This window comes from Ancylobacter rudongensis, from assembly GCF_900100155.1.
Lineage (GTDB): Bacteria > Pseudomonadota > Alphaproteobacteria > Rhizobiales > Xanthobacteraceae > Ancylobacter > Ancylobacter rudongensis.
The window spans coordinates 658,570-680,035 of sequence record NZ_FMTP01000002.1 but is presented as its reverse complement, the minus strand read 5'-3'; the positions used below and the strand labels follow the sequence as shown (position 1 = coordinate 680,035).

Sequence of the window (21,466 nt, the reverse complement as noted above, 5' to 3'; positions counted from 1 at the left end):
CCAGGGTCAAAGGCCGGGGTCGGACGGGCGCCGGTCCTCGGCCATTCCCGCCTCGGCCCGGCGGACCACCGTTTCCAGCCGCTCGCCCGGCGTACTGGTGGCGAGGCCGAGCGACAGGCTGAGCGTGCTGGCCGAATAGAACTGGTTGTTAAGCACCGCCAGCTCGCGGATGTTCTCCATCACCGCATGCCCCGCTTCCGCATCGACCCCCGGCAGCAGCACGGCGAATTCGTTGCCGGCGATGCGGGCGGCGCAGTGCTGCGGGTCCACCGCCTTGGCGATGATCTCGCCGGCCCGGCGCAGCAGCATGTCGCCGGCGGCCTGGCCGAGATGGTCGTTCACCTTCTTCAGATCGTTGAGGTGGATCATGATCACCGTGACCGGGAACGGCCCGCGCCGCTCCAGCCGGTTCAGTTCGTCGACATAGAAGGTGCGGTTGCACAGCTTGGTCAGCACATCGTGCTTGCCGAGATATTCGAGATAGGCTTCGGCCTTCTTGCGAGCGGTGATGTCGGTAAGCGCAACCTGCACCAGCGACCAGTCGTCCTCATGGCCGGGCAGGACCGAGAACTGCAGATGGACATGCAGCAGCTCGCCGCCCAGCGTGTAGTTGACCACCTCGCGCGTATGAAAGAGCCGGCCGTTCCACAGCTCGATGAGCTGCTCGCGGAAATGGCGCTGCATGTCGTCGCGAAAAATCTCGGCCATATTGTCGGTGAGTTCGGCGGTGCTGCCGGCACCGAACATCTCCAGCGTGTGCTGGTTGACCTCGATGACCCGGATCTCGCTGACGCAGCGCTGCACGAATTCCGGGTGCACATCGGTGAAGACGCGGAAATCATCGATGCCGCGAAAGCGCAGATCATCCATCAGCTGCTTGATGGTGGAGAAGTCCTCCACCCAGAGAGACACCGGCGAGTGCTGGAACAGCCCTCGGGCGTAGCGCTCCGCATGGGCCGCCTGGCGGCGCGCCGTCTCGCGGGCGGTGACATCTTCGGCGGAGAGCAGGACGCGGCCGAGGCTCTCCTCATAGCCCGGCAGGACGATGCCCTTGAGCTGGATGTCGAGGCGCTCGCCGCTCAGCGTGTAGTTGACGGCCTGGCTGGAAAAGCTCGTATGCCCGTCCCAGAGCTGCGACAATTCCTCGATATGGGTCACGAGCATGTCGTCGCGAAAGACCTTGTCGAGATTGGCGACGAGGTGGGACAGGCTACTCGCCTCGAACAGGGTGAGCGTGCGCTGGTTGACCTGCAGCACTTTGATACGCGCCGAGCACTCGGCCACACGGTCCGGATGGCCGCGCAGATGGTCGCGCAGCGAGGTGACGCCCTCGGCGCGCCAGCGATCGAAGAGCTCGCGCACCGCGCTGAAATCCTCCAGCCACAGCGAGATCGGCGCAAGGTCGAACATATCCTCATGTTCGCCCCGCGCGGTGCGGGCGACAATTCGCGGCCCCAGCGGCGACACGCTCGACTTGTTCGGCTTCATCGCGGCATACCGACCATGGTCAGAAGGGGGATCGGAGGGTGGGGCACCGGGATCGTGACGCATCTTGGGCACAGGCTGGGGGTATAATAAGACCGTTTGGTCCGAATCTGGGCGAATTAAGCGACGTCCGATCGTTCGTCACCCCAAGATTACCAAATCTGGTTGAATCCCGCAGGCTGTACGAAGTGACGGTATCTTATATCTTCCTGCCTTTCGGAACACCATCTGCGTGACTGGGCCTGGGTGCAACATGAGCGACATTGTGTGTATTTCGCCGATCGACGGGTCGGAGCTGGCCCGCCGTCCGGCCGCCACCGAGGCGGCAATTGCGCGGGCGGTGGCGAGTGCCCGTGCGGCGCAGCGCGACTGGCGGCGGGTGCCGATCGCCGAGCGAACCGCTCATGTACTGCGCTTTCTCGACGCCATGCTGGCGATGAACCAGGAGATCGTGCCCGAACTCGCCCAGCAGATGGGTCGCCCGGTGCGTTATGGCGGCGAATTCGGCGGCTTCGAGGAGCGGGTACGCTACGTCGCGGAGATGGCGGAGGAAGCGCTGGCCCCGCTCATCCCGCACGACGCCCGCCCCGGCTTCACCCGCTACATCAGGCGCGACCCGCTCGGTCTGGTGCTGGTGGTAGCGCCGTGGAACTACCCCTATCTCACGGCGGTGAACACCATCGCCCCGGCGCTGATCGCCGGCAATGCCGTGCTGCTCAAGCATGCCGCGCAGACCATCCTCGTCGGCGAGCGGTTCCAGATGGCGATGGACCGCGCCGGGCTGCTGCCGGCGCTGTTCGCCAATCTCGTCCTTACGCATGAGCAGACCTCGCGGCTGATCGGCTCGGGCGCGGTGGACTTCGTCAATTTCACCGGCTCGGTGGAAGGCGGGCTCGCCATCGAACGGGCGGCGGCGGGAACCTTCACCCCGTTGGGGCTGGAACTCGGCGGCAAGGATCCGGCCTATGTGCGCGCCGATGCCGATCTCGATTTCGCCGTCGCCAATCTGGTGGATGGCGCCTTCTACAATTCCGGCCAGTGCTGCTGCGGCATCGAGCGCATCTATGTGCATGAGAGCCTCTATGACCGCTTCGTCGCCGGTTTCGTCGACCTGACGTCTCAATATGTGCTTGGCAATCCGCTCGATGAGGCGACGACGCTCGGACCGATGGCGCAGAAGCGCTTCGCCGATCTCATCCGCGGCCAGATCCGCGAGGCGGTCGACCGGGGCGCGACGGCCCATATCGACCCCGTCGCCTTCCCGGCCGATCGCGAGGGCACGCCCTATCTCGCCCCGCAGGTGCTGACCGGGGTCGATCACACCATGTCGGTGATGCGGGAGGAGAGTTTCGGCCCGGTGGTCGGCATCATGAAGGTGAAGGGCGACGAGGAAGCGCTGGCGCTGATGAATGACAGCGTCTACGGCCTCACCGCCTCGGTCTGGACCACCGACCTTGAGGCCGCCGAGCGGCTCGGCGGGGAGATCGAGACCGGGACGGTATTCATGAACCGCTGCGACTATCTCGACCCGGGCCTCGCCTGGACCGGGGTGAAGGAGACCGGGCGCGGCGCTTCGCTCTCGCGCATCGGCTTCGAGATGCTCACGCGGCCGAAATCCTTCCACCTGCGCCACGGCTGAGATTGCCAGCGTCGCGGCTGCCATAGCGGCGGGCGGCCTCGATAGCGAGGCCGGTGCCGACCGAGCCGAAGGTGTCGCCGTCGATGGCCCGCGCCTGCGGCACGGTGGCGCGGATGGCCGCACGCACATGCGCGAGCCTGGTCGAGCCGCCGGTGAGAAACAGCGCGTCGATGTCGCCCGCCGTCAGTCCAGCCTGATCGAGGCAGAGGCTGACCCGCCGGGCGATGCGCTCGGCCAGTCCTTGCGTGTGAGCGACGAGTTCTGCCGGCGTCAGGCCGACAGAGAGGCCCGCCTCCAGCCAGCCGAGGTCGACGCGCGCCTCCTCCGCTTCGGCGAGGGCGATTTTGGCTGCTTCGGCCTCCATCGCCAGCGTGTGGCCGCGCTGCTCCTCGATCACCCGGATCAGCCGCTCGACCCGGTGCGGCTCGGCCGCCTCGCGGCGAACCTCGTTGAGCTCGCGTACGGTCTTGGGCGTGTAGAGCCGGTTGATGCTCGACCAGGTCGCGAGTTCGTGGAAATAGCCGCTCGGCACGTCACGGCCAGGGCGCTTCATCGGGCTGCGATAGCCGAGCAGCGGCATGAGCGCGCCAAGGCTCAGCGTGCGGTCGAAATCGGTGCCTCCGATGCGCACACCGTCATTGGCGAGGATGTCGCTGGCGCGGTCCTCGCGCTCCCGGCGCAGCGCGCCGAGGCGGACGATGGAAAAGTCCGAGGTGCCACCGCCGATATCGGCGATCAGCGCGATTTCCTCGCCCGCCACCTGCTGCTCATAGTCGAGCGCGGCGGCGATGGGCTCGAACTGGGTGGAGACCTCGTGAAAACCGATATCGGCGGCAATGGCGCGCAGCGTCTCCTCGGCCTTGCGGTTGGCGGGCGCGTCGTCATCGACGAAGAACACCGGCCGTCCGAGAACGACGCTGGTCAAGCCCGTGCCGGCATCCGCCTCCGCCCGCGCCTTCACCGCGCGGAGATAATCGGCAATCACCTCGCGGAAACCGATGGCACGGCGGCCGATCTGGGTCTTTTCCTCGATCAGTGCGCTGCCCAGCACCGCCTTGAGCGAGCGCATGAGCCGCCCGTCCTCGCCCTCGACATAGCGCGCCATGGCCGCCCGGCCGATACTGAGGTGGCCCTGCCGGTCGTAGAACACGGCGCTCGGCACCGTGTCCCTGCCGTCTTCCAGCGCGGCCAGCACCGGGCCGCCGCTGCGCCAGAAGGCCAGCGTGGTATTGGACGTGCCGAAGTCGAGGCCGCAAAATGTCATCGGATGGCTCCCGCCGGAAGGGGCGCCTTCCTAGAGGCTTCGCCCGGCATCTTCAACTGACATGATGTTGACGTTGCCCGCCGGAGGCGCCACAGCTGGATGACATTCATGAGGGACGACGCCGTGACGCTGCACAATTGGACGATGAAGCACTCGATCGCCGTGGTGGTCATCACGCTTGTGGCCGTCGGGGCGTTCCTGTTCAGCTGGACCTGAGCGGGCCCGATCCGGAGGCGGCTTCGGGGCCGCCGCGTCTGGTCATTGTCATCTTCCGTCCCTATGTGAAGCCAAGGTCCCGTATGGGGCTGATCTGGGTGCGTCCGTCGCTTTTCCCGTCCTGCGGCGGGCAGGGCGCGCTTCCGGTCCCCAGTTTCCCCGGGAGGAGTGTCGCCCGCCGTGCTTTCCCCACCGCCGACCGACGACTGTGCCGAGGCCCGACAGACCGATGGGTCAGACGAGACCCTGCGCCTGTCCGAGGTGCTGAGCGCCATTGCGGCGGATGAAACGCGCGAGCGCATCGCGGTGGGCGATTTGCTGAAGGTGATGCAGGAGCGCGCCTTCGGGCCGCTGATGCTGATCTTCGCGCTGCCCAACGTGCTTCCCACCCCGCCGGGCACCTCCTCCGTGCTCGGCGCGCCGCTGGTGTTCCTTACCGCCCAGCTCGCGCTCGGCTGGTCGCCCTGGCTGCCGCCGATCATCGCCCGACGATCTATTGCCCGCAAGGATTTCGCCGCCTTCGTCGCCAAGGCGGCGCCTTGGCTAGCGCGGGCGGAAAAACTGCTGCGCCCCCGCCTCGGCGTGTTGGCGCACCCGCCGGCGGAGAACATCATCGGGGTGATGTGCTGCGTGCTGGCGCTGATTCTGGTGCTGCCAATTCCGCTCGGCAACATGCTACCGGCGTTGGCCATCTGCATCCTCGCGCTCGGCATCCTGGAGCGCGACGGGGTGTGGATCCTCGCGGGCATGGCCGTGGCCATCGCCTCGATAGGCGTCGTCTCGGGCGTGATCTGGGCCTTCATCAAGGCCGGGCTGTTCCTGCTGCACCAGTTGATCGGCTGAGCGACCAGGCCACCCCCGCTTGGAACGGCTCATCCCTGGGCGCGGGCGTTTTCCAGCGCGCGGGTCAGCATGTCGAGGCATTCATGCGCCTGTTCCTGCCCGCTTGCATCGCCCCGCAGCCGGAAAGCGATGTCGCGCAGATCGCGTATGGCGACATCGACGGCGGTGAGGAGGTCGATGTCGAACTCGCCCTCATTCTCGGGAGCGGGGACGCGGACGGGGAACGGAACAACGTTACTCATGCGACTTCGGGACTCATGTTCGGCGAATCGCCGTGGCGTTTATCCCCGGAAACATGCCCGCAATTGGTTAATGACCCGCTCCTATTACCGGTTCCAGCGGTGAGCACTCTCTGCAAATCGACTGGTGAATGCAGTCAATATCCATTCAATACTGGATTGTATTGACATTGAATGCTGACTGACTATTTTTTGACTGCAACGTCGCGCGCAGTCGGTGTGCGGGCGTGCAGGAGTGCCGCCATGTCCGTCCGTTCCTCGACCGTGCCGCTTCCGTCCGTCCGTCTGCCCTCCGTGCCGGTGGCGGACCGCCATTATCCCAGGCTGTCGCCCTTTGAGTGCGGGATGCGGGCCTGCTGCCCGCGCTGCGGCGAGGGCAAGCTGTTCGACGGGTTCCTGAAGTTGGCGCCCCGCTGCGAGGTCTGCGGCCTCGATTATTCCTTTGCCGATCCTGCGGACGGGCCGGCCTTCTTCGTCATCTGCTTCGTCTGCGTGCCGGCGGTGATCTTCGGCCTGTGGCTGGAGGTGGCGTTCCAGGCGCCCTATTGGGTTCACCTCGTCACCACCCTGCCGGTGCTGCTGCTGACCTGCATCCCGCCGCTGCGCCCGCTCAAGGGCTGGATGGTGGCCAGCCAATTCTACTACAAGGCCGAGGAAGGTCGCCTCGTCATGGCCGACGAGACCCCGCCTGCCGCCTCAGTGGCCCGCGAGTGATCCTGGCCTCGGCCCGGTCTCGCGGAAGCGGGCGGGCCGGACGCCGGCACGTTCAAGGTCTTCCCCGCATTCGCCGGAGCTGAGATAGGTGTATTCCCTTGTGCGCGGCTCCAGCAGCGGGTCGAGCCGGCGCAGTTCCGCGTCGACATGGCCGGGATGGCAGTGCACCAGCACGCGCTGCCCCAGCCCTTCGAGGCTCGCCTGAAAAACCTCGCGATAAGGCGGGTCATCGGTGAAGCCGTAGAGGCCGCGAAAACTGTCATTGCTCGCGATGCCGGCCCGGGCCGCCCGCCCTGCGCTGCCGGCGGCGAGGGTGCCGACGACCAGTGCCTTGCGCAGGCCGAGCCGGCGCTGGCGGGCCCATGAGGCGGGCTCGGTGCAGTTGCGCAGCCAAGGCAGGCGCCCGCGATAGCGGGCCGCCATCTCGGCGATGACGATCTCGCGGATGCCTGGCAGCGCATGGGCGTGCTGGTGGCCGTCGACGAAATCGGGCGGCGCTCCCCATTCATCCTCGAAGGCGTCAAGCTGGGCGCGCAACTCTTCCGCCAGCGCCGCGCGCGGCAGGGCCCCGGCAAGCGCGCGCAGGACCAGCGGCCCGATCTCCGGCAGTCGCCCGTCCCGCGCCAGTCCGCACGCGCGGGTCAGGGGTCGCTGGCCGGTGAGGGTGAGATGCAGGCCGATATCGGTGGGATGCTCGGCAACAAGCGCCTTGAGCCCGGCGGCCCTCCGCTTCCAGCCCGGCAATCCGGTCATTGCGCCGGTGGCCGAGAGCCGGCCGCACGCGATCAGCTCTTCGATGGCGGCGCTGACGCCGTCGCTCAAACCGTAGTCGTCGGCGCAGATGACAATGGGTTTCAGAGTGTTTCCCTCTGTGCGTGCCCGACAAACAAAGAGCACAATCGGCTCCTACGTCCATGCAAGCTTCGCGAAAGTTGGCCGTGTGTTTACTATAGGGAATAGCGTCTTACCTCACGTAAACATCGCTGCCAGTGCGGCTTTTATCAAGTAAAATCAGCTTGAAATCATGACGACAGCTTCTCCAAAGTGGCCGGGCCTGATCTCGATCGTGGTGCCCGTGTACAATGAGGCGCGATGCCTCGCGGCGCTGCACGCGCGCCTGTGCGCCGCGCTTGATGCCTATCCCGGCCTGCGACGGGAGTTTGTCTTTGTCGATGATGGCAGCCGCGATGGCAGTTTCGAGCTACTGGCGGCGCTCGGCGCGCAGGATCCTGCGATCAAGGCTGTGCGCTTCGCCCGCAATTTCGGCAAGGAATCGGCGATGGCGGCCGGGCTGCGCGCGGCGGTGGGTGATATCGTGGTGCTGATGGATGCCGATCTGCAGCACCCGCCGGAGATCATCCCCGAGATGATCGAGCGCTGGCGGGGTGGCGCGCAGATGGTGACGGCGGTGCGCCGGTCGCGCCGCACCGATCCGCTGGCGCGGCGGCTGTTCTCGCGTGGCTTCTACCATTTCTTCCACGCGCTGTGCGACGTCGACATTCCCGAAGGGGCGGGCGATTTCCGCCTGTTCGACCGCCGCGTGGTCGACGCCATCAATGCCCTGCCCGAGCGCAACCGCTTCATGAAGGGCATCACCAGCTGGGTCGGCTTCCGCCAGGAAGAGGTCGTCTTCGAGGTCGCCGCGCGCGCCGGCGGCGAGAGCTCGTTCAACACGCTGCGCCTGCTGCGCTACGCCATTGACGGGCTCTCCTCCTTCTCCATGGTGCCGCTGCGCGTGTGGTCGCTGGCCGGCGTCCTGCTGGCCGGGTTGTCGGGCCTTTATGGCCTGTATCTGCTGGGCGAGGCGATGGTGTTCGGCGTTCAGACGCCCGGCTTCCCCACCATCATGGTCAGCATGCTGTTCGTTTCCGGCGTGCAGCTCATCAGCCTCGGCGTCATCGGTGAATATGTCGGGCGCATCTTCACCGAGGTGAAGCGCCGGCCGCTCTACCTCATTGCCGACGAGATCGGCTTTGCCCCGCCCGCCGCCTTGCCGACGGCGACGCTGCAGGCCGAGATGCGGCAGGCGCCGGCGCTGGTGCCCGAGGGTTTCGCCCCGTGAGCCTCGTCTCGTTCGACCTTGGCGCCACCCCGTCCTCACGGCTGGTTAGGCGCTCCCTGCCTCTGGCGCGCCTCGCCAGCCTCGCCGTGTTCGCGGCGGTGGCGGCTTTCATTCTGCTCACCTTCCGCGACTACGGCATCAGCAATGACGAGCCGGTGCAGCACACCTATGGCCAATTGCTGCTGGCCTGGTATGCGAGCGGCTTCACCGACGACCGGGCCTTTCACTACATCAATCTCTATCTCTATGGCGGCCTGTTCGACCTGATCGCGGCCGGCTTCGCGCCCTATGTCCCGCTGCCGCTCTATGAATGGCGCCATCTGCTCTCCGCCGGCTTCGGCTTTGTCGGCCTTATCGGCACCTGGCGGCTGGCGACGCGCCTTGGCGGGGAGGGCGCGGGTCTTGTCGCCGTCCTGCTACTGGCCTTCACCGGCATGTATGGCGGGGCGATGTTCACCCATACCAAGGACGTGCCCTTTGCCGCCGCCATGGTGTGGAGCCTGTATTTCATCACTGCTTTGGCCGGCGAACTGCCCGCCCGCCCACGCTGGCGCATCGTACTCGGGCTTGGCGTGGCGGTGGGCTGTGCGTTCGGGCTGCGGGTCGGCGGGGTGTTCGCGGTCCTGTACCTCGCGCTGACGATCGGGGCGGCGACGGCGCTGCTGCGCGACGGGCGCCTTGCGTGGCGTCTTATGCCGCGCCTCCGCGTCGCCGGGCTGGTCGCGCTCACGATCATGGCGGCGACCTGGCCGTGGTCGGTGCTGCCGCCGACCAACCTGTTCAAGGCGATGGGCGCCTTCAGCCATTTCAGCTTCGATCTCAAGACGCTGTTCAATGGCCAACTGCTGCCGATCGACCAGCTGCCGCCGACCTACATGCCGGAATATCTGCTCATCAAGCTGCCGGAGGTGACGCTGCTTGGCCTGCTGGCCGGGCTGGCGGTTGCTGTTCTGGCGCTGGTGACGCACCTGCGCGCGCCGGGCGCGAAGGCCGGCCCTTTCTCGCGCGGGCGGCTTGCCGCGTCGATGCTCACCTATCTGCCGCTGGGGCTGGCGATCCTGGTGCCGATCGGCGTCGCTGTGCTGACCGATCCCCCGCTTTACAACGGCATCCGCCATTTCCTGTTCGTGCTGCCGCCGGTGACGGTGCTGGCGGCGCTCGGGCTGGTGGGCGCCTGGCGGGCGCTGCACCGGCGCGCGCGCCTTGCGGGGGCGAGCTTCGCGCTGGCGGCGCTGGGGCTGTTCCTGTTCAACGCCTCGGTGCTGTGGCGTCTGCACCCTTACGAATATGTCGCCTACAACCAGCTCGTCGGTGGCACGGCGGGCGCGTGGGGACGCTTCGAGGGCGATTACTGGTCGGCGAGCCTGCGCGAGGCGGCGCTGGCGCTGCGCCATGGGGTGGAGCGCGAGACGCCGCCGGCTCATCCCTACAAGGTCTCGGTCTGTGCCGAGGACGTGCAGGCGCTGGCCTATCTCGGGCCCCGTTTCGAGGCGGTGGAGGAATGGGAGGATGCCGATTTCATCCTCTCCGCGCGTGATGTCGGCTGCGACGCGGCGCCGGGCCTGCCCTATGCGACGGTGAGCCGGATGGGCCTCGCCTTCGCCTCGGTGCGGGACCAGCGCCTGCGGCACATGCCGGTGGAGGTGCCGGTGCCGGACGGGGACGGGGACGGGCCGGACCTCGACGCCCCTTCGGTCTCGCAGAACGGGGGCGGATCGCCGCCTACGGGGCCGCAGGTCGCCAAGGCCAAGCCATGAGAGGCCAAGCATGAGAGGCCAAGTCGTGAGAGCCAAGTCTTGAGCCGTCAGGCCGCGAGGAGCCGCGCATGAACGAGCCGGCCATGAGACGGGCGGCGGCGCTTGCCGCACGGTTGCGTCACATCCTGCTCTTTGCCGCCCTCGGCGGCGTCGGCACGCTGGCGCAATACGCGGTACTCATCTCCCTCGTGCAGGGCGGCCTCGCCAGGCCGGTGGCGGGATCCTGCGCCGGCTTCGCGGTCGGCGGGCTGGTGAACTACCAGCTGGGCCGGCGGCTGGTCTTCCGCTCGGCCAAGCCGCACCGCGAGGCCATGGCGAAATTCTTCACCATCGCCGGCATCGGGCTGGGGCTGAACGCGACTCTGATGGCGCTGCTCACCGGGCCGCTTGCCGCGCCCTATCTGCCGGCGCAGATCCTCGTCACCGGGCTGCTGGTGCTCTGGCACTATGCCGGCAATGCGCTGTGGACGTTCCGGTCGGCGGGGCCGACGCAGCCCCCCAAGCAGGGGTGAGTCGCTTCAAGACGGCTTGACTCTCGGCACGGATGGAGTCGTTTTAGAAGGAACAAATCATGAACACACAGAGCGCCCCCCATGGACCCGATCCGCGATGTGGCGGCGCTGAGGCAGATGCTCGCCGGGCTGGAGGCGGAGCGTCTGCCCGGCGTCGAACAGTTCTTCTCCCTCGGTGCCGCCGGGCCGGAGGCGGGCGGCGTGCGTCTCGCCCGTGGTGCCCTGCATGAGGTGCAGGCGGCGTCGAGTGCCGACATGCCGGCCGCCACCGGCTTCGCGCTGGCACTGGCGCTGCGGGCCATGCGCCGCGCCGTGGCGGAAGAGGGGCGGCCATTGCTGTGGGTGCGCCAGGATATGGCGGAGGCCGAGTTCGGCCGGCTCGACGGGCCGGGCCTTTCCGCCCTCGGCCTTGACCCGGCTCGTCTCATCCTGGTGCGGGCGCGCGACGGGGAGGAGGTGCTGCGGGCGGCCGGGGACGCGGTGCGCTGTGCCGGCCTTGGCGCGCTGCTCATCGAGATCTGGGGCACGCCGAAGGTGCTCGACCTCACCGCCACCCGCCGCCTCGCCCTGCGGGCGACCTCCTCCGGGGTGACGAGCTTCCTTCTGCACCGGGCGGCGCAGCCGGCCGCCACGGCGGTGGCGACGCGCTGGCGGGTGATGCCGGCGGCGTCCGCCCCGCTGGAGGGCGACGCGCCGGGTGCGCCTTCCTTCCACGCCACCCTGCTGCGCCATCGCGGCGGCGAGGGCGGGGCCCGGCCGGTGGAGGGCGGCGACTGGACATTGGAGTGGGACCATGAGGCCTTTACCTTTCGCGACCTCGACCCGCTATCTCGCACTGTGGTTTCCGTTCCTGCCGGCCGACCGGATCGAGCGGCTGCGCCGGAAGCGCGGCGGGGCGAGAACCTCGCGCTGCGCCGTGTCGGCTGAGGGCGTGCGGGGAGGCGAGGGGAGCGGGCCGCAGACCGACGATCCCTTTGCCCCGGCGCCGCTGGTCTTTGTCGAGAAGGTGCAGAACGCGCTACGCCTCGCCGCGCTGGACCGCGCCGCGCGCCGGGCCGGCCTTGTCCCCGGCCTGACGCTGGCGGATGCGCGCGCCCGCGTGCCCGGCCTCGCCGTGCTCGACCACGACCCCGCCGCCGACGCCGCCTTTCTGGAAGAGGTGGCGGATGATTGCGACCGCTGGACGCCGCTGGTGGCGCTCGATACGCCGGAGGGTGTACCGGACGGGCTGGTCCTCGACATCACTGGCTGCGCGCATCTGTTCGGCGGCGAGGTGGTGCTGCGCGCGCGCCTTCTCTCCCATCTCCAGCGTCATGGCCTCGGGGCGCTCGCGGTGATTGCCGGCACACCGGACGCCGCGCGGGCGCTTGCCCGTTCAGGCAAGGGCGGCGTGGTGCTGCCGGGCGGCGAGGCGCAGGCGGTTGCCGGCCTGCCGGTCGCCCGGCTGGGCGTGAGCACGGAGATCGTCACCGGGCTCTCCCGGGCCGGGCTCAAGACGATTGGCGATCTTGCCGCCCGCCCCGGCACGCCGCTCGCCGCCCGCTTCGGCCGGGAGCTTCTGACCCGGCTGGCGCGCACGCTGGGGCGCGAGGATGTGCGCCTGGTGCCGCGCCGGCCGCTGCCGGAATGTATCGCCGAGCGGCGCTTCGCCGAGCCCATCGCCCGCACCGCCGATATCGAGGCGACGCTGGCCCTTCTGGTCGACGACCTCGCTTTGATGCTGGAGGCGCGCGGCGAGGGTGGGCGGGCCTTTGAGGCCTGCTTCTTCCGTACCGATGGGGCGGTGCGGCGGCTGAAGATCGAGACCGCGCGGCCGCTGCGCGATGGGGTGGCGCTGGCCCGGCTCTGGCACGAGCGGATCGAGGCGCTGGCCGACCCGCTCGACCCTGGCTTCGGCTTCGACCTCGTGCGGCTCGGCGTGATGCGGGCCGAGAAGCTCACCCCGGCACAGGTGAGCCTCGATGGCCGCGCGGTGGAGGAAGAGGAGGTCGCCGCGCTGATCGACCGGCTCGCCGTGCGGCTGGGACGCGAGCGGGTGCTGCGCTTCCTCCAGCGCGACACTCACGACCCCGACCGGGCCAGCGCGCTGGTGCCCGCGGACGGCGTGTCCACGCTATCGCCTGCGCTGACCCCGCCCGAGGTACCGGCGCGCCCGCTGACCTTGTTCGATCCGCCCCAGCCGGTGGAGGCGCTGGCCGAAGTGCCGGACGGCCCGCCCTTGCGTTTCCGCTGGCGGCGGGTGGTGCATGAGGTCGCTCGCGCCGAGGGGCCCGAGCGTCTCGCCCCGGAATGGTGGCGGCAGCCGGAGGCGGCACCGACGCGCGACTATTACCGGGTGGAAAATCGCGAGGGCCGGCGCTTCTGGCTGTTCCGTGCCGGCCTGTACGAGCGGGAGGCGCAAGGCGAGGCCGGCCCGCCGCGCTGGTTCCTGCACGGCCTGTTCCCGTGAGGCGATGATGCACACAGATGCGAACGCGCACGTCTATGCGGAACTCGTCGCCGCCTCGAACTTCTCCTTCCTGCGCGGCGCCTCCGCGGCCGGCGATCTGGTGGCTCAGGCGCTGCTCCTTGGCCATGCCGGGCTCGGCATCGCCGATCGCAACACCGTGGCCGGCGTGGTGCGCGTCCATGCGGCGGTGAAGGAGGCCGCGGCGCGCTACAAGGGGTTCTGGGAGGCGCGGAAACAGGCGATGGCCTTCCAGGAAGACGAGGCACCTTTGCCCACCCTGCCGCAAGGCCTGACCCGGGGTGGACCCGCCTCCCCTCCGGGCGGGACGACGCAGAAGGAGGGGGATGACGAGGACATACTCGCCCGTCTCCTGCGCCACCGGGCGGAGGTGGCGGCCGATACCGGGCAGGGGGCGGAGCTTCCCTTCACCCTCGCCGTGGGCGCGCGCCTGGCCTTTGCCGATGGCACGCCCGACATCGTCGCCCATGCGCAGACGCGTGCGGGCTGGGCACGGCTGTGCCGGCTGCTTACCGCCGGCAATCTCAAGGCAGCCAAGGGCTCCTGCCACCTCACCCTGGAGGATCTTCTGGCCGATGCCGGCGGGCTCTCGCTCATCCTCATGCCGCCCGATGAGAGGCCGGCCAGGAGCCTGCCGGCCCTTGCTCCCCTTCTGGCGCAGCTGAACGAGGCGGCCCCCGGCGCGCTGTGGCTCGGCGCCACCATGCGCCGGCGCGGCGACGACCGGCGCCGGCTGGCGGGGCTGACAGCGCTGGCGGCAAAAGCAAGGGTACCGCTTCTCGCCACCAATGACGTGCTCTACCACCACCCCGCCGAGCGCGACCTGCAGGATGTGCTGACCTGCATCCGCGAGGGCGTCACCCTCGAGAGCGCAGGGCGGCTGCTGGAGGCCAATGCCGAGCGCCATCTGAAAAGCCCGGCGGAGATGGCGCGGCTGTTCCGCGAGGCGCCGCACGCGGTGGAGGAAATCGCCGCCTATCTCGCCCGCCTCGACTTCTCGCTCGCCGAGCTGACCTATGAATACCCGCAGGAGCCGGTGCCGCCCGGCTACACCCCACAACAGCGGCTGGAGGAGCTGACCTTCCAGCGCGCCGCCATCCGCTATCCCGAGGGCATGCCGGACAAGGTCGAGCGTCAGCTCAAGGTGGAACTGGGGCTGATCGGCGAGCTCGGCTACGCTCCCTATTTCCTCACCATCCGCGACATTGTCGACTTCGCCGAGAGGCGGGGCATTCTGTGCCAGGGGCGCGGCTCGGCGGCGAATTCCGCCGTCTGCTATGTCCTCGGCATCACCGCCGTCGATCCGGCGACCAGCAACCTGCTGTTCTCCCGCTTCATCGCCCGCGAGCGCAACGAGCCGCCGGATATCGACGTCGACTTCGAGCATGAACGGCGCGAGGAGGTGATCCAGTACATTTATGAGCGCTATGGCCGCGAGCGGGCGGGCATTGTCGCCACGGTCATCTCCTATCGCCCGAAGAGCGCCATCCGCGATGTCGGCAAGGCGCTCGGCCTTACCGAGGACATCACCGCCCGCCTTGCCGGCACTGTGTGGGGCAGCTGGGGCAAGGAAATCGAGGAGGGCCAGGCGCGCGAGGCCGGGCTCGACCCGGCAAACCCGCAGGTGGCGCGGGCGATCGGCCTGGCCACGCGCCTGCTCGGCTTTCCCCGCCACCTCTCCCAGCATGTCGGCGGCTTCGTGCTGACCCAGCACCGGCTCGACGAGACGGTGCCGATCGGCAACGCCGCGATGAAGGACCGCACCTTCATCGAATGGGACAAGGACGACATCGACACGCTCGGCCTTCTGAAGGTCGATGTGCTGGCGCTCGGCATGCTCACCTGCATCCGCAAGGCGCTGGACCTTCTGCGCGCGCATGAGGAAATCGACTGGGGCCTCGCCGAGGTGCCCCGTGAGCAGGCCGATGTCTACGACATGCTGTGCACGGGCGATTCGATCGGCGTGTTCCAGGTGGAAAGCCGGGCGCAGATCAACATGCTGCCGCGCCTGAAGCCGCGCCGGCTCTACGATCTCGTCATTCAGGTCGCCATCGTCCGTCCCGGCCCGATCCAGGGCGACATGGTGCACCCCTATCTGCGCCGGCGGGACGGGTTGGAGAAGGTGGACTATCCCTCGCCGGCTCCGCCGCACCCGCCAAACGAACTGCGCGAGGTGCTCTCGCGCACGCTCGGCGTGCCGCTGTTCCAGGAGCAGGCGATGCAGCTTGCCATGGTGGCGGCGGAATTCACCGATGTGGAGGCGAACCATCTGCGCCGGGCCATGGCGACCTTCCGCCACCACGGCACGATCGGCACCTTCCAGAAGCTGCTGGTCGAGCGCATGAGCGCGCGCGGCTATGACCCCGCCTTCGCCGCCCGCTGCTTCGAGCAGATCAAGGGTTTTGGCGAATATGGCTTTCCGGAAAGCCACGCCGCCTCCTTCGCCAAGCTGGTCTACATCTCCGCCTTCCTCAAATGCCGCTATCCCGCGATCTTTGCGGCGGCGCTGCTCAACTCTCAGCCTATGGGCTTCTACGCCCCGGCGCAGATCGTGCGCGATGCGCGCGAGCACGGGGTCGAGATCCGTGGCCCGGACGTGAATTACAGCTTCCACGACAATACGCTGGAACGCGACGCGCCGGGCGTGCCGCTGGCCCTGCGGCTCGGCCTGCGCCAGCTCGACGAATTCAAGCAGGAGTGGAGCCGGCAGCTGGTCGACGCGCGGGAGCGGGGCTTCCTGCACGACATTGAGACGCTGGCCCACCGCTCCCGCCTGCCGGCGGCGGCGCTGGCGAAACTGGCGGATGCCGACGCCTGCCGCTCCATGGGGCTCGACCGGCGCGAGGCCGCCTGGGCCATGCGCCGGCTGCCGGATGACGCGCCGCTGCCGCTGTTCGTCGCAGCTGAGGCGCGCGAGCTCGGCAGCGACGCGGAGGCGCATCTGCCCCTCATGCCGCTGCCCGAGCAGATCGCCGTCGATTACCAGACCACCCGGCTGTCGCTGAAGGGCCATCCGATGGGCATGCTGCGTGCGGTGTTCGCCACTGAAGGGGTAGTCTCCAGCGCCGAGGTAGCGGCGGCGCGGGACGGGGCAAGGGTGCGCGTGGCCGGCATCGTGCTGGTGCGCCAGCGGCCGGGCAAGGGCAACGCCATCTTCATGACGCTGGAGGACGAGGCCGGCATCGTCAATGTGCTGCTGTGGACCCGCCAGTTCGAGCGCTACCGGGCGGAAGTGATGGGCGCGCGGCTCGTCGTGGTCGAGGGGCGGGTGCAGAAGAGCAAGGAGGGCGTGGTGCATGTGATGGGCGAGCGGGTGTTCGACCGCACGGCCGAGCTCGCCCGCCTGTTCGAGGATGTGCGCGCGATGCCCTCGCCGCAAGCTGACCCCGGCCAGGACGAGCGGGTGCGGGGCGGACCGCGTCCCGCCGCGGAGCATCTGCTCGCCGGCCGCCGCTCCGGCCATGGCCATCCCCGGCAGGTGCGGGTATTGCCGAAGTCGCGCGACTTCCATTGAGGCGGCGGCATCGAGGCTCCCGGCCTGTCGCGCCGGGGGCGATCAATGCTAGACGGGGGCGACACGCACGAAGGAGACACCCATGGCGCAGCGCTTCGACGATTGGGAGAAGGACGACAAGGGGCATTTGAAGGTGTGGCCGATGCTGGCCTTCACCACCGCCCTGTTCGGCAGCGACAAGGTGGGCCTGCGTCTGGAGATCGGCTCCCAGCAGCCCAAGCCCGGCGAGCCGGTGCCCGCGCTGCAGCTGGTGCTCGATCCCGCCCAGGTGCGCCAGCTCGCCGAGGCGCTGGCCGAGGCCGAGGCACGCCTGCTCGACGCCCGCTTCACCAGCCTTGCGAACTCCTCTCCCGGGAGTGCGTGACAGGCATCCTTCCAGGCGCGCGGCCCTCACACCTCGCGATGACGACGTCCTCGTCCAAGGGGACGCGCATGCACGGGCCCGTCATGCTGAGCTGCCGGCCGCCGGCCGGTCTTGCCGAACGCGGCGGCCCAACCGCCCTTTTTCCGGCCTTTCAGGAGGTCACTCCCGGCTCGGTGCTGCGGACCGTCCGGGATGACATGCGCTCTCGCGAAACGTCGCGCTAAGCTGCCAGGAACTGCGCGTCGGCCTGGTCGAGGCGGCGGCGGATCTGGGTGACGATAAGCTGCTCGTCCGGCATGCAATTGTCGTAGGTCAGCCGCTCGCCGGCCTTCACCGGCTTCAGCACCCGCGCGCGCTCGGCAAGACCAAGCGGCAAAGCGAAACTGTCGCGGGCGTCGCGCCAGCTCATTGTGTAGCCGCGATAATCATATTCGCCGATTCGGCCGAGCAGCGCGCCGGGCTGAAGGTCGCGCTTGGCCACCGCCGTGCACTCGGCGACGGGATGGTCCAGCACCTCCATATCGCGCGTGCCGTGCATCACCGCCCGCACGGCCGAGAGCGGCACTTCGAGGCTCGTGAGGTGGAACGGGCGGATCAGCGCGAAGCAGGGGCCGGGGCCCACCTTGAGGTCGGCCATGCGCTCGATCACCCGGTCATGGCGCGGCTTGACGATGCAGAACACGCCGGGTGCCACGCCCTTGCCGAGGGTGAAGTCCACCACGCCGGAACGCGAGAGGATGCCGCCATCCTCCTTGGTGCACAGCACCTGCGCCAGCACGTCGCGGTCGGCATGCGGCCCGTGCATGCCCGGCACGTCGGGCACCAGGCCGGTGGCGTTGGCGAGCGCCGTCATCTCCACCATGGTCTTCGAGCCGTCGACGAACTCGACCAGCATGCGCGGATTCATGTTGCGCGCCTTCGCCTCCGCCTCGAACTCGTCGGGAATGGCGTCGGGTTTGAAGGCGTTGTTCTTGGCCTTACCGGCGCAGACGATCTCGAAACCCAGCGCCTGGGCGAAGCCGATCAGCTCGATGGTCGCCGCTGGTTCGTCCCCCGCTGCCCCCGTGAGCACGACGCCCGCCGCCCGGGCCTCCTGCTTGAGGTAGCGGCCGATGGTGATGTCGGCCTCCACGCTCAGCAGCACCACATGCTTGCCGTTGCGGATCGCTTCCAGCGACACCAGCGTACCGATATTGGGGCTACCGGTGGCGTCGATCACCACGTCGATATGGCCGGAGGCGCACATGGCGCGGTAATCGTCGGTGATGGCGAAATGCCCGGCCTCGATGGCGCGGTCGATGGCGGACGGCGACGAGGCGCTGACGATCTCCTCGCGCCGGTGGCCGGCCATCAGCGCGGCGTCGATCGCTACCTGGGCGTTCAACTCCGTCACCGCGCCGATACGGACGCCCGGCATGAGGGCGGCCTGCACGATGAGGTCGGTGCCCATCTGGCCGGCGCCGGCAAGACCGATCGTTACCGGCCCGTGCGTGGCGGTCCACTGTTCCAGTTCGGCGGCCATCCCCGTCCGCACGATCCCGCTTGCACCGAGCCTAGTTGCACCGAGCATACGCCCAACCCTTCCCTGAGGCGCGCCTACGCCTTTCGGCGCATGCGTCATTGTTCTTCGGTACTCGACATTTGTTCCGAGGCAAAGAGCGCGCGCGCTCGCATCCCGCGCTTCCGCGTTCAGTAAGTCGCGCCGGCCTCTTCCAGTACCGCAGCGGCGGTGATCTCGTCGGTGATGAAGACGGTGGGACGCAGCATACGCAGCGCCGCGAGCGCCGCCTTCGCCTTGCCCGGCCCGCCGGAGGTGAGGATGCGCTCGGGGGTGGCCTGCAGCGTCTCGATCGGGATCGACATGACTCGGGTATTGATCGGGTGGTCGACCGGGCGGCCTTCGATGTCGATGAAGTTGTAGACGACGTCGCCCACCGCGCCGGCGGCGATCAGCGAGGCCCAGTCGGCATCGGAGAAGAATCCGAAGCGCAGCGAGGTGCTCTCCGATTCCATCTCGCCGACGCTCAGCACCACCGCGTCCATCTCGCGGGCGAGGGCGTAGACTGTGCCGAGGCCGCAGCGCTCGATCAGCGCCTGTTTGGTCTCGATGCTGTCGACAATGGCTGGGGCGGCGATCAGATGACAATCGGCCTGGAACAGCCGGGAGAGCTGCCAGGCGAATTCGGACGGGTTGTACTGCTTGGCCTTGGTGATGCCGCCCAGCAGCGAGATGACGGAGAGGTTCGTCACCGTCTTCTCGTCGATGAAGCCGAGCGCCCGCATCAGCGTGCGGCCCCAGCCGAAGCCGATCTTCATATCGGAGCGGATGAAGTCGGAGATGAACAGCCCCGTGGCCGCGCCGATGGCGCTGGTGGCGTCGGCGAAGGGACCGGAGACCGGGGCCACCACTGCCTCGCGCAGCCCGAACGCCTTCTGCAGGCCCATTTCAAGCCGCGGTAGCTCGGCGATCTCGCGGCTGAGCGAGATCTTCACTTCGTTGAGCTGGCGGGCATCGGCGAGCAGACGGACGACGGTGACCCGGCCGATGTCCAGCGCCTCGGCGATGGCGCTCTGCGTCATGCCCTCGACATAGTACATCCAGGCCGCGCGCAGTCGCAGCCGCGCCGAGCGCCGTCCGGTCGGGCTCAGATCGGCGAGCGAGGGCGCCTCGCTCAGGCCGCCCGGCCTGGTCGTCGCAGCTCCACCCGACATAAGCACCTCATCGCCCGCATGACGTCTGCGCCTGCTATAGAGGACCCCGGCGCCATCTTCAAACCGGCTGGCCCGGCCAGCCTGGGAAACGGGCCGGCGTTACGCAGAAACCCGCTTGTCGGGGGCGCCGGCCGGGCGCACGGTGCCGGCTAAAGGCACGCATGGTTCCGACATGTCCAGCACTGACGATACGCTCAAGCTCAAGAACTTTCTCTGCTTCGCGGTCTATTCGGCCAATCACGCCTTCAACCGCGTCTACAAGCCAATGCTGGACCGGCTGGGCCTGACCTATCCGCAATATATCGCCATGGTCACGCTGTGGTCCGAGGAAGGGTTGACCGTCGGCCAGATCGGCGACCGGGTGCTGCTGGAAACCAACACGCTGACTCCTCTGTTAAAGCGGTTGGAGAGCGCAGGGCTGGTGCGCCGGGTGCGCGACGCGGCCGATGAGCGGCAAGTGCGGGTGTATCTCACCGAAAAGGGCCGGGCGCTGCGCCATGAGGCCGAGCAGGTTCCCGCCGAGATGGGCGTATGCCTCGATCATGATTCGCAGGAATTGCGAGAGCTGACCGACGATCTCAGCCGGCTGCGCGACCGGCTGCTGGCCCGCCTCAAGCCGTAGCTTCGGAGCTGGTGGCAAGCGGTTCCGGTGCCACCCTTTCCGCCACACCCTTCTCCGATCCGTTCTCGTCGGGGAGCTCGATCTGCCCCTCGATGAAGCGCCTGTGCCGGGCGATTTCGCCGGCGAGGAAGTCGAGGAAGGCGCGCACGCGCGGCGAATGGCGCAGGTCCGGATGGGTCAGCAGCCACAAATCGGCGGCGTAATCATTGTTCGGTGGCCCGAGCCGCACCAGAGAAGGCCGGGCATCACCGATCAGGCAGGGTATGTGGCCGATACCAATGCCCGCCTCCACCGCCTCGGCAATGCCGAGAACGCTGTTTATCTTGTAGGCGACCCGGTCCGGCGGCACGTTCTCCTGCACGAACTTCACCGTTTTCAGCGCCCCGAGGCTGTCGCCGAGCGACACCCAGTTGCAAGCGTCGAGCTGCTCCTGCGTGAGGGCGCGCGGCTCGGGGAAATCCACGGCGCGCCCATAAAGCGCCCAGGCGATGCGGGCGACACGCCGCCCGACCAGGTTCTCCGGGGGATTGTCGGTGGCGCGGATGGCGACGTCGGCGTCGCGCTTCGACAGGTTTAGCGGCTGGTTGCTGAGCACGATGTCGAGCCGCACCTCCGGGTAGCGCGCGCGGAAGGTGGCGAGCATCGGCATGAGCAAATGGATGAGCAGCGAATCCGGCGTCGTCACCCGCAATTCGCCCGAGGGCGCCGGCTCGCGGCCGGCCAGCTTGCGGCCGACGGCGGTGATCTCCTCGTCAAGCCGGTTTGCCAGCGCGACCATCTCCTCTCCGGCGGGGGTGAGCGCGTAGCCGGTGCGGTGGCGTTCGAACAGCAGTGTGCCGAGCTGGTCCTCAATCTGCTTGAGCCGGCGGAACACCGTGGAATGGTTGACGTTCATCGCCATGGCCGCCGCTGGCAGGCCACGGGCATCGGCCACCGCCTTGATCAGCCGGAAATCGTCCCAGCTCAGGTTCTTGAACGGCTCGGCCATGCGGGTCCCCGATGCTTGCGAAAGCTCAAATCGCTGCGCTGACAGAGGATTTTTTCCCATGCCCGTCA

At 68.4% G+C, this 21,466-nt stretch carries 18 protein-coding genes; 11 read left to right on the top strand and 7 right to left on the bottom strand.

What is annotated here, in order from left to right; genetic code table 11:
• Positions 1 to 6 precede the first annotated feature (6 nt).
• Positions 7 to 1,488, bottom strand: a complete 1,482-nt coding sequence (locus tag BLO63_RS08150; protein WP_091438668.1) for a sensor domain-containing diguanylate cyclase — start codon at positions 1,486 to 1,488, stop codon at positions 7 to 9.
• Between the two features lie 250 nt (positions 1,489 to 1,738).
• Here BLO63_RS08150 and BLO63_RS08145 point away from each other — a divergent pair, with 250 nt between their 5' ends.
• Positions 1,739 to 3,124 (top strand): aldehyde dehydrogenase family protein, encoded by a 1,386-nt coding sequence (locus BLO63_RS08145; protein WP_091438666.1) that lies wholly within the window; start codon positions 1,739 to 1,741, stop codon positions 3,122 to 3,124.
• Here the strand turns inward: BLO63_RS08145 and BLO63_RS08140 are convergent.
• Entirely contained in the window at positions 3,087 to 4,388 is a 1,302-nt protein-coding gene (locus BLO63_RS08140) for an Hsp70 family protein (RefSeq protein ID WP_091438665.1), read from the bottom strand. The two genes, BLO63_RS08145 and BLO63_RS08140, sit on opposite strands and share 38 nt — an antisense overlap.
• Positions 4,389 to 4,784: 396 nt before the next feature.
• Here BLO63_RS08140 and BLO63_RS08135 point away from each other — a divergent pair, with 396 nt between their 5' ends.
• Complete coding sequence (locus tag BLO63_RS08135; protein WP_091438662.1) at positions 4,785 to 5,447, top strand: exopolysaccharide biosynthesis protein; 663 nt, start codon at positions 4,785 to 4,787, stop codon at positions 5,445 to 5,447.
• 29 nt (positions 5,448 to 5,476) lie between these two features.
• On the opposite strand, the gene BLO63_RS08130 is transcribed toward BLO63_RS08135, so the two are convergent.
• The gene (locus BLO63_RS08130) at positions 5,477 to 5,689 is read right to left on the bottom strand and encodes a hypothetical protein (protein ID WP_091438660.1); all 213 of its coding nucleotides are present in this window, start codon (positions 5,687 to 5,689) and stop codon (positions 5,477 to 5,479) included.
• Between the two features lie 342 nt (positions 5,690 to 6,031).
• Here BLO63_RS08130 and BLO63_RS08125 point away from each other — a divergent pair, with 342 nt between their 5' ends.
• Positions 6,032 to 6,400: a DUF983 domain-containing protein gene (locus BLO63_RS08125; protein WP_205409293.1), complete on the top strand. Its 369-nt coding sequence runs from the start codon at positions 6,032 to 6,034 to the stop codon at positions 6,398 to 6,400.
• On the opposite strand, the gene BLO63_RS08120 is transcribed toward BLO63_RS08125, so the two are convergent.
• On the bottom strand, positions 6,383 to 7,297 hold the full coding sequence (locus tag BLO63_RS08120; protein ID WP_280138054.1) for a ChbG/HpnK family deacetylase: 915 nt from the start codon (positions 7,295 to 7,297) through the stop codon (positions 6,383 to 6,385). The genes BLO63_RS08125 and BLO63_RS08120 overlap by 18 nt on opposite strands.
• Before the next feature lie 127 nt (positions 7,298 to 7,424).
• Between BLO63_RS08120 and BLO63_RS08115 the strand changes: the two genes are divergently transcribed.
• The 7 genes from BLO63_RS08115 (at position 7,425) to BLO63_RS08085 (ending at position 17,076) form a co-directional block, all read left to right on the top strand.
• On the top strand, positions 7,425 to 8,462 hold the full coding sequence (locus tag BLO63_RS08115; protein ID WP_091438655.1) for a glycosyltransferase family 2 protein: 1,038 nt from the start codon (positions 7,425 to 7,427) through the stop codon (positions 8,460 to 8,462).
• Positions 8,459 to 10,219 (top strand): glycosyltransferase family 39 protein, encoded by a 1,761-nt coding sequence (locus BLO63_RS08110; RefSeq protein ID WP_091438652.1) that lies wholly within the window; start codon positions 8,459 to 8,461, stop codon positions 10,217 to 10,219. The genes BLO63_RS08115 and BLO63_RS08110 overlap by 4 nt, the downstream gene beginning before the upstream one ends.
• A 68-nt stretch (positions 10,220 to 10,287) precedes the next feature.
• Positions 10,288 to 10,731 carry a GtrA family protein gene (locus BLO63_RS08105; RefSeq protein WP_091438650.1) on the top strand — a complete coding sequence of 148 codons (444 nt, stop codon included), beginning with the start codon at positions 10,288 to 10,290 and terminating at the stop codon, positions 10,729 to 10,731.
• 81 nt (positions 10,732 to 10,812) lie between these two features.
• On the top strand, positions 10,813 to 11,658 hold the full coding sequence (locus tag BLO63_RS08100; protein ID WP_091438648.1) for an ImuA family protein: 846 nt from the start codon (positions 10,813 to 10,815) through the stop codon (positions 11,656 to 11,658).
• 79 nt (positions 11,659 to 11,737) lie between these two features.
• A complete protein-coding gene (locus BLO63_RS08095; protein WP_091438959.1) occupies positions 11,738 to 13,180 on the top strand; it encodes a Y-family DNA polymerase in 1,443 nt (480 codons plus the stop codon).
• 7 nt (positions 13,181 to 13,187) lie between these two features.
• On the top strand, positions 13,188 to 16,712 hold the full coding sequence (locus tag BLO63_RS08090; protein ID WP_091438645.1) for an error-prone DNA polymerase: 3,525 nt from the start codon (positions 13,188 to 13,190) through the stop codon (positions 16,710 to 16,712).
• A gap of 82 nt (positions 16,713 to 16,794) precedes the next feature.
• Entirely contained in the window at positions 16,795 to 17,076 is a 282-nt protein-coding gene (locus tag BLO63_RS08085; RefSeq protein ID WP_091438642.1) for a hypothetical protein, read from the top strand.
• Between the two features lie 220 nt (positions 17,077 to 17,296).
• Here BLO63_RS08085 and BLO63_RS08080 read toward each other — a convergent pair whose 3' ends face one another.
• Both BLO63_RS08080 and BLO63_RS08075 read right to left on the bottom strand, forming a co-directional pair.
• A complete protein-coding gene (locus tag BLO63_RS08080) occupies positions 17,297 to 18,598 on the bottom strand; it encodes an NAD(P)H-dependent oxidoreductase (RefSeq protein ID WP_162841783.1) in 1,302 nt (433 codons plus the stop codon).
• 167 nt (positions 18,599 to 18,765) lie between these two features.
• Positions 18,766 to 19,788, bottom strand: a complete 1,023-nt coding sequence (locus tag BLO63_RS08075; protein WP_091438636.1) for a sugar-binding transcriptional regulator — start codon at positions 19,786 to 19,788, stop codon at positions 18,766 to 18,768.
• 172 nt (positions 19,789 to 19,960) lie between these two features.
• On the opposite strand from BLO63_RS08075, the gene BLO63_RS08070 reads away from it, so the two are divergent.
• Positions 19,961 to 20,410 carry a MarR family winged helix-turn-helix transcriptional regulator gene (locus BLO63_RS08070; RefSeq protein ID WP_205409280.1) on the top strand — a complete coding sequence of 150 codons (450 nt, stop codon included), beginning with the start codon at positions 19,961 to 19,963 and terminating at the stop codon, positions 20,408 to 20,410.
• On the opposite strand, the gene BLO63_RS08065 is transcribed toward BLO63_RS08070, so the two are convergent.
• Complete coding sequence (locus tag BLO63_RS08065; RefSeq protein WP_091438631.1) at positions 20,400 to 21,398, bottom strand: LysR family transcriptional regulator; 999 nt, start codon at positions 21,396 to 21,398, stop codon at positions 20,400 to 20,402. The genes BLO63_RS08070 and BLO63_RS08065 overlap by 11 nt on opposite strands.
• Between the last annotated feature and the right edge of the window lie 68 nt (positions 21,399 to 21,466).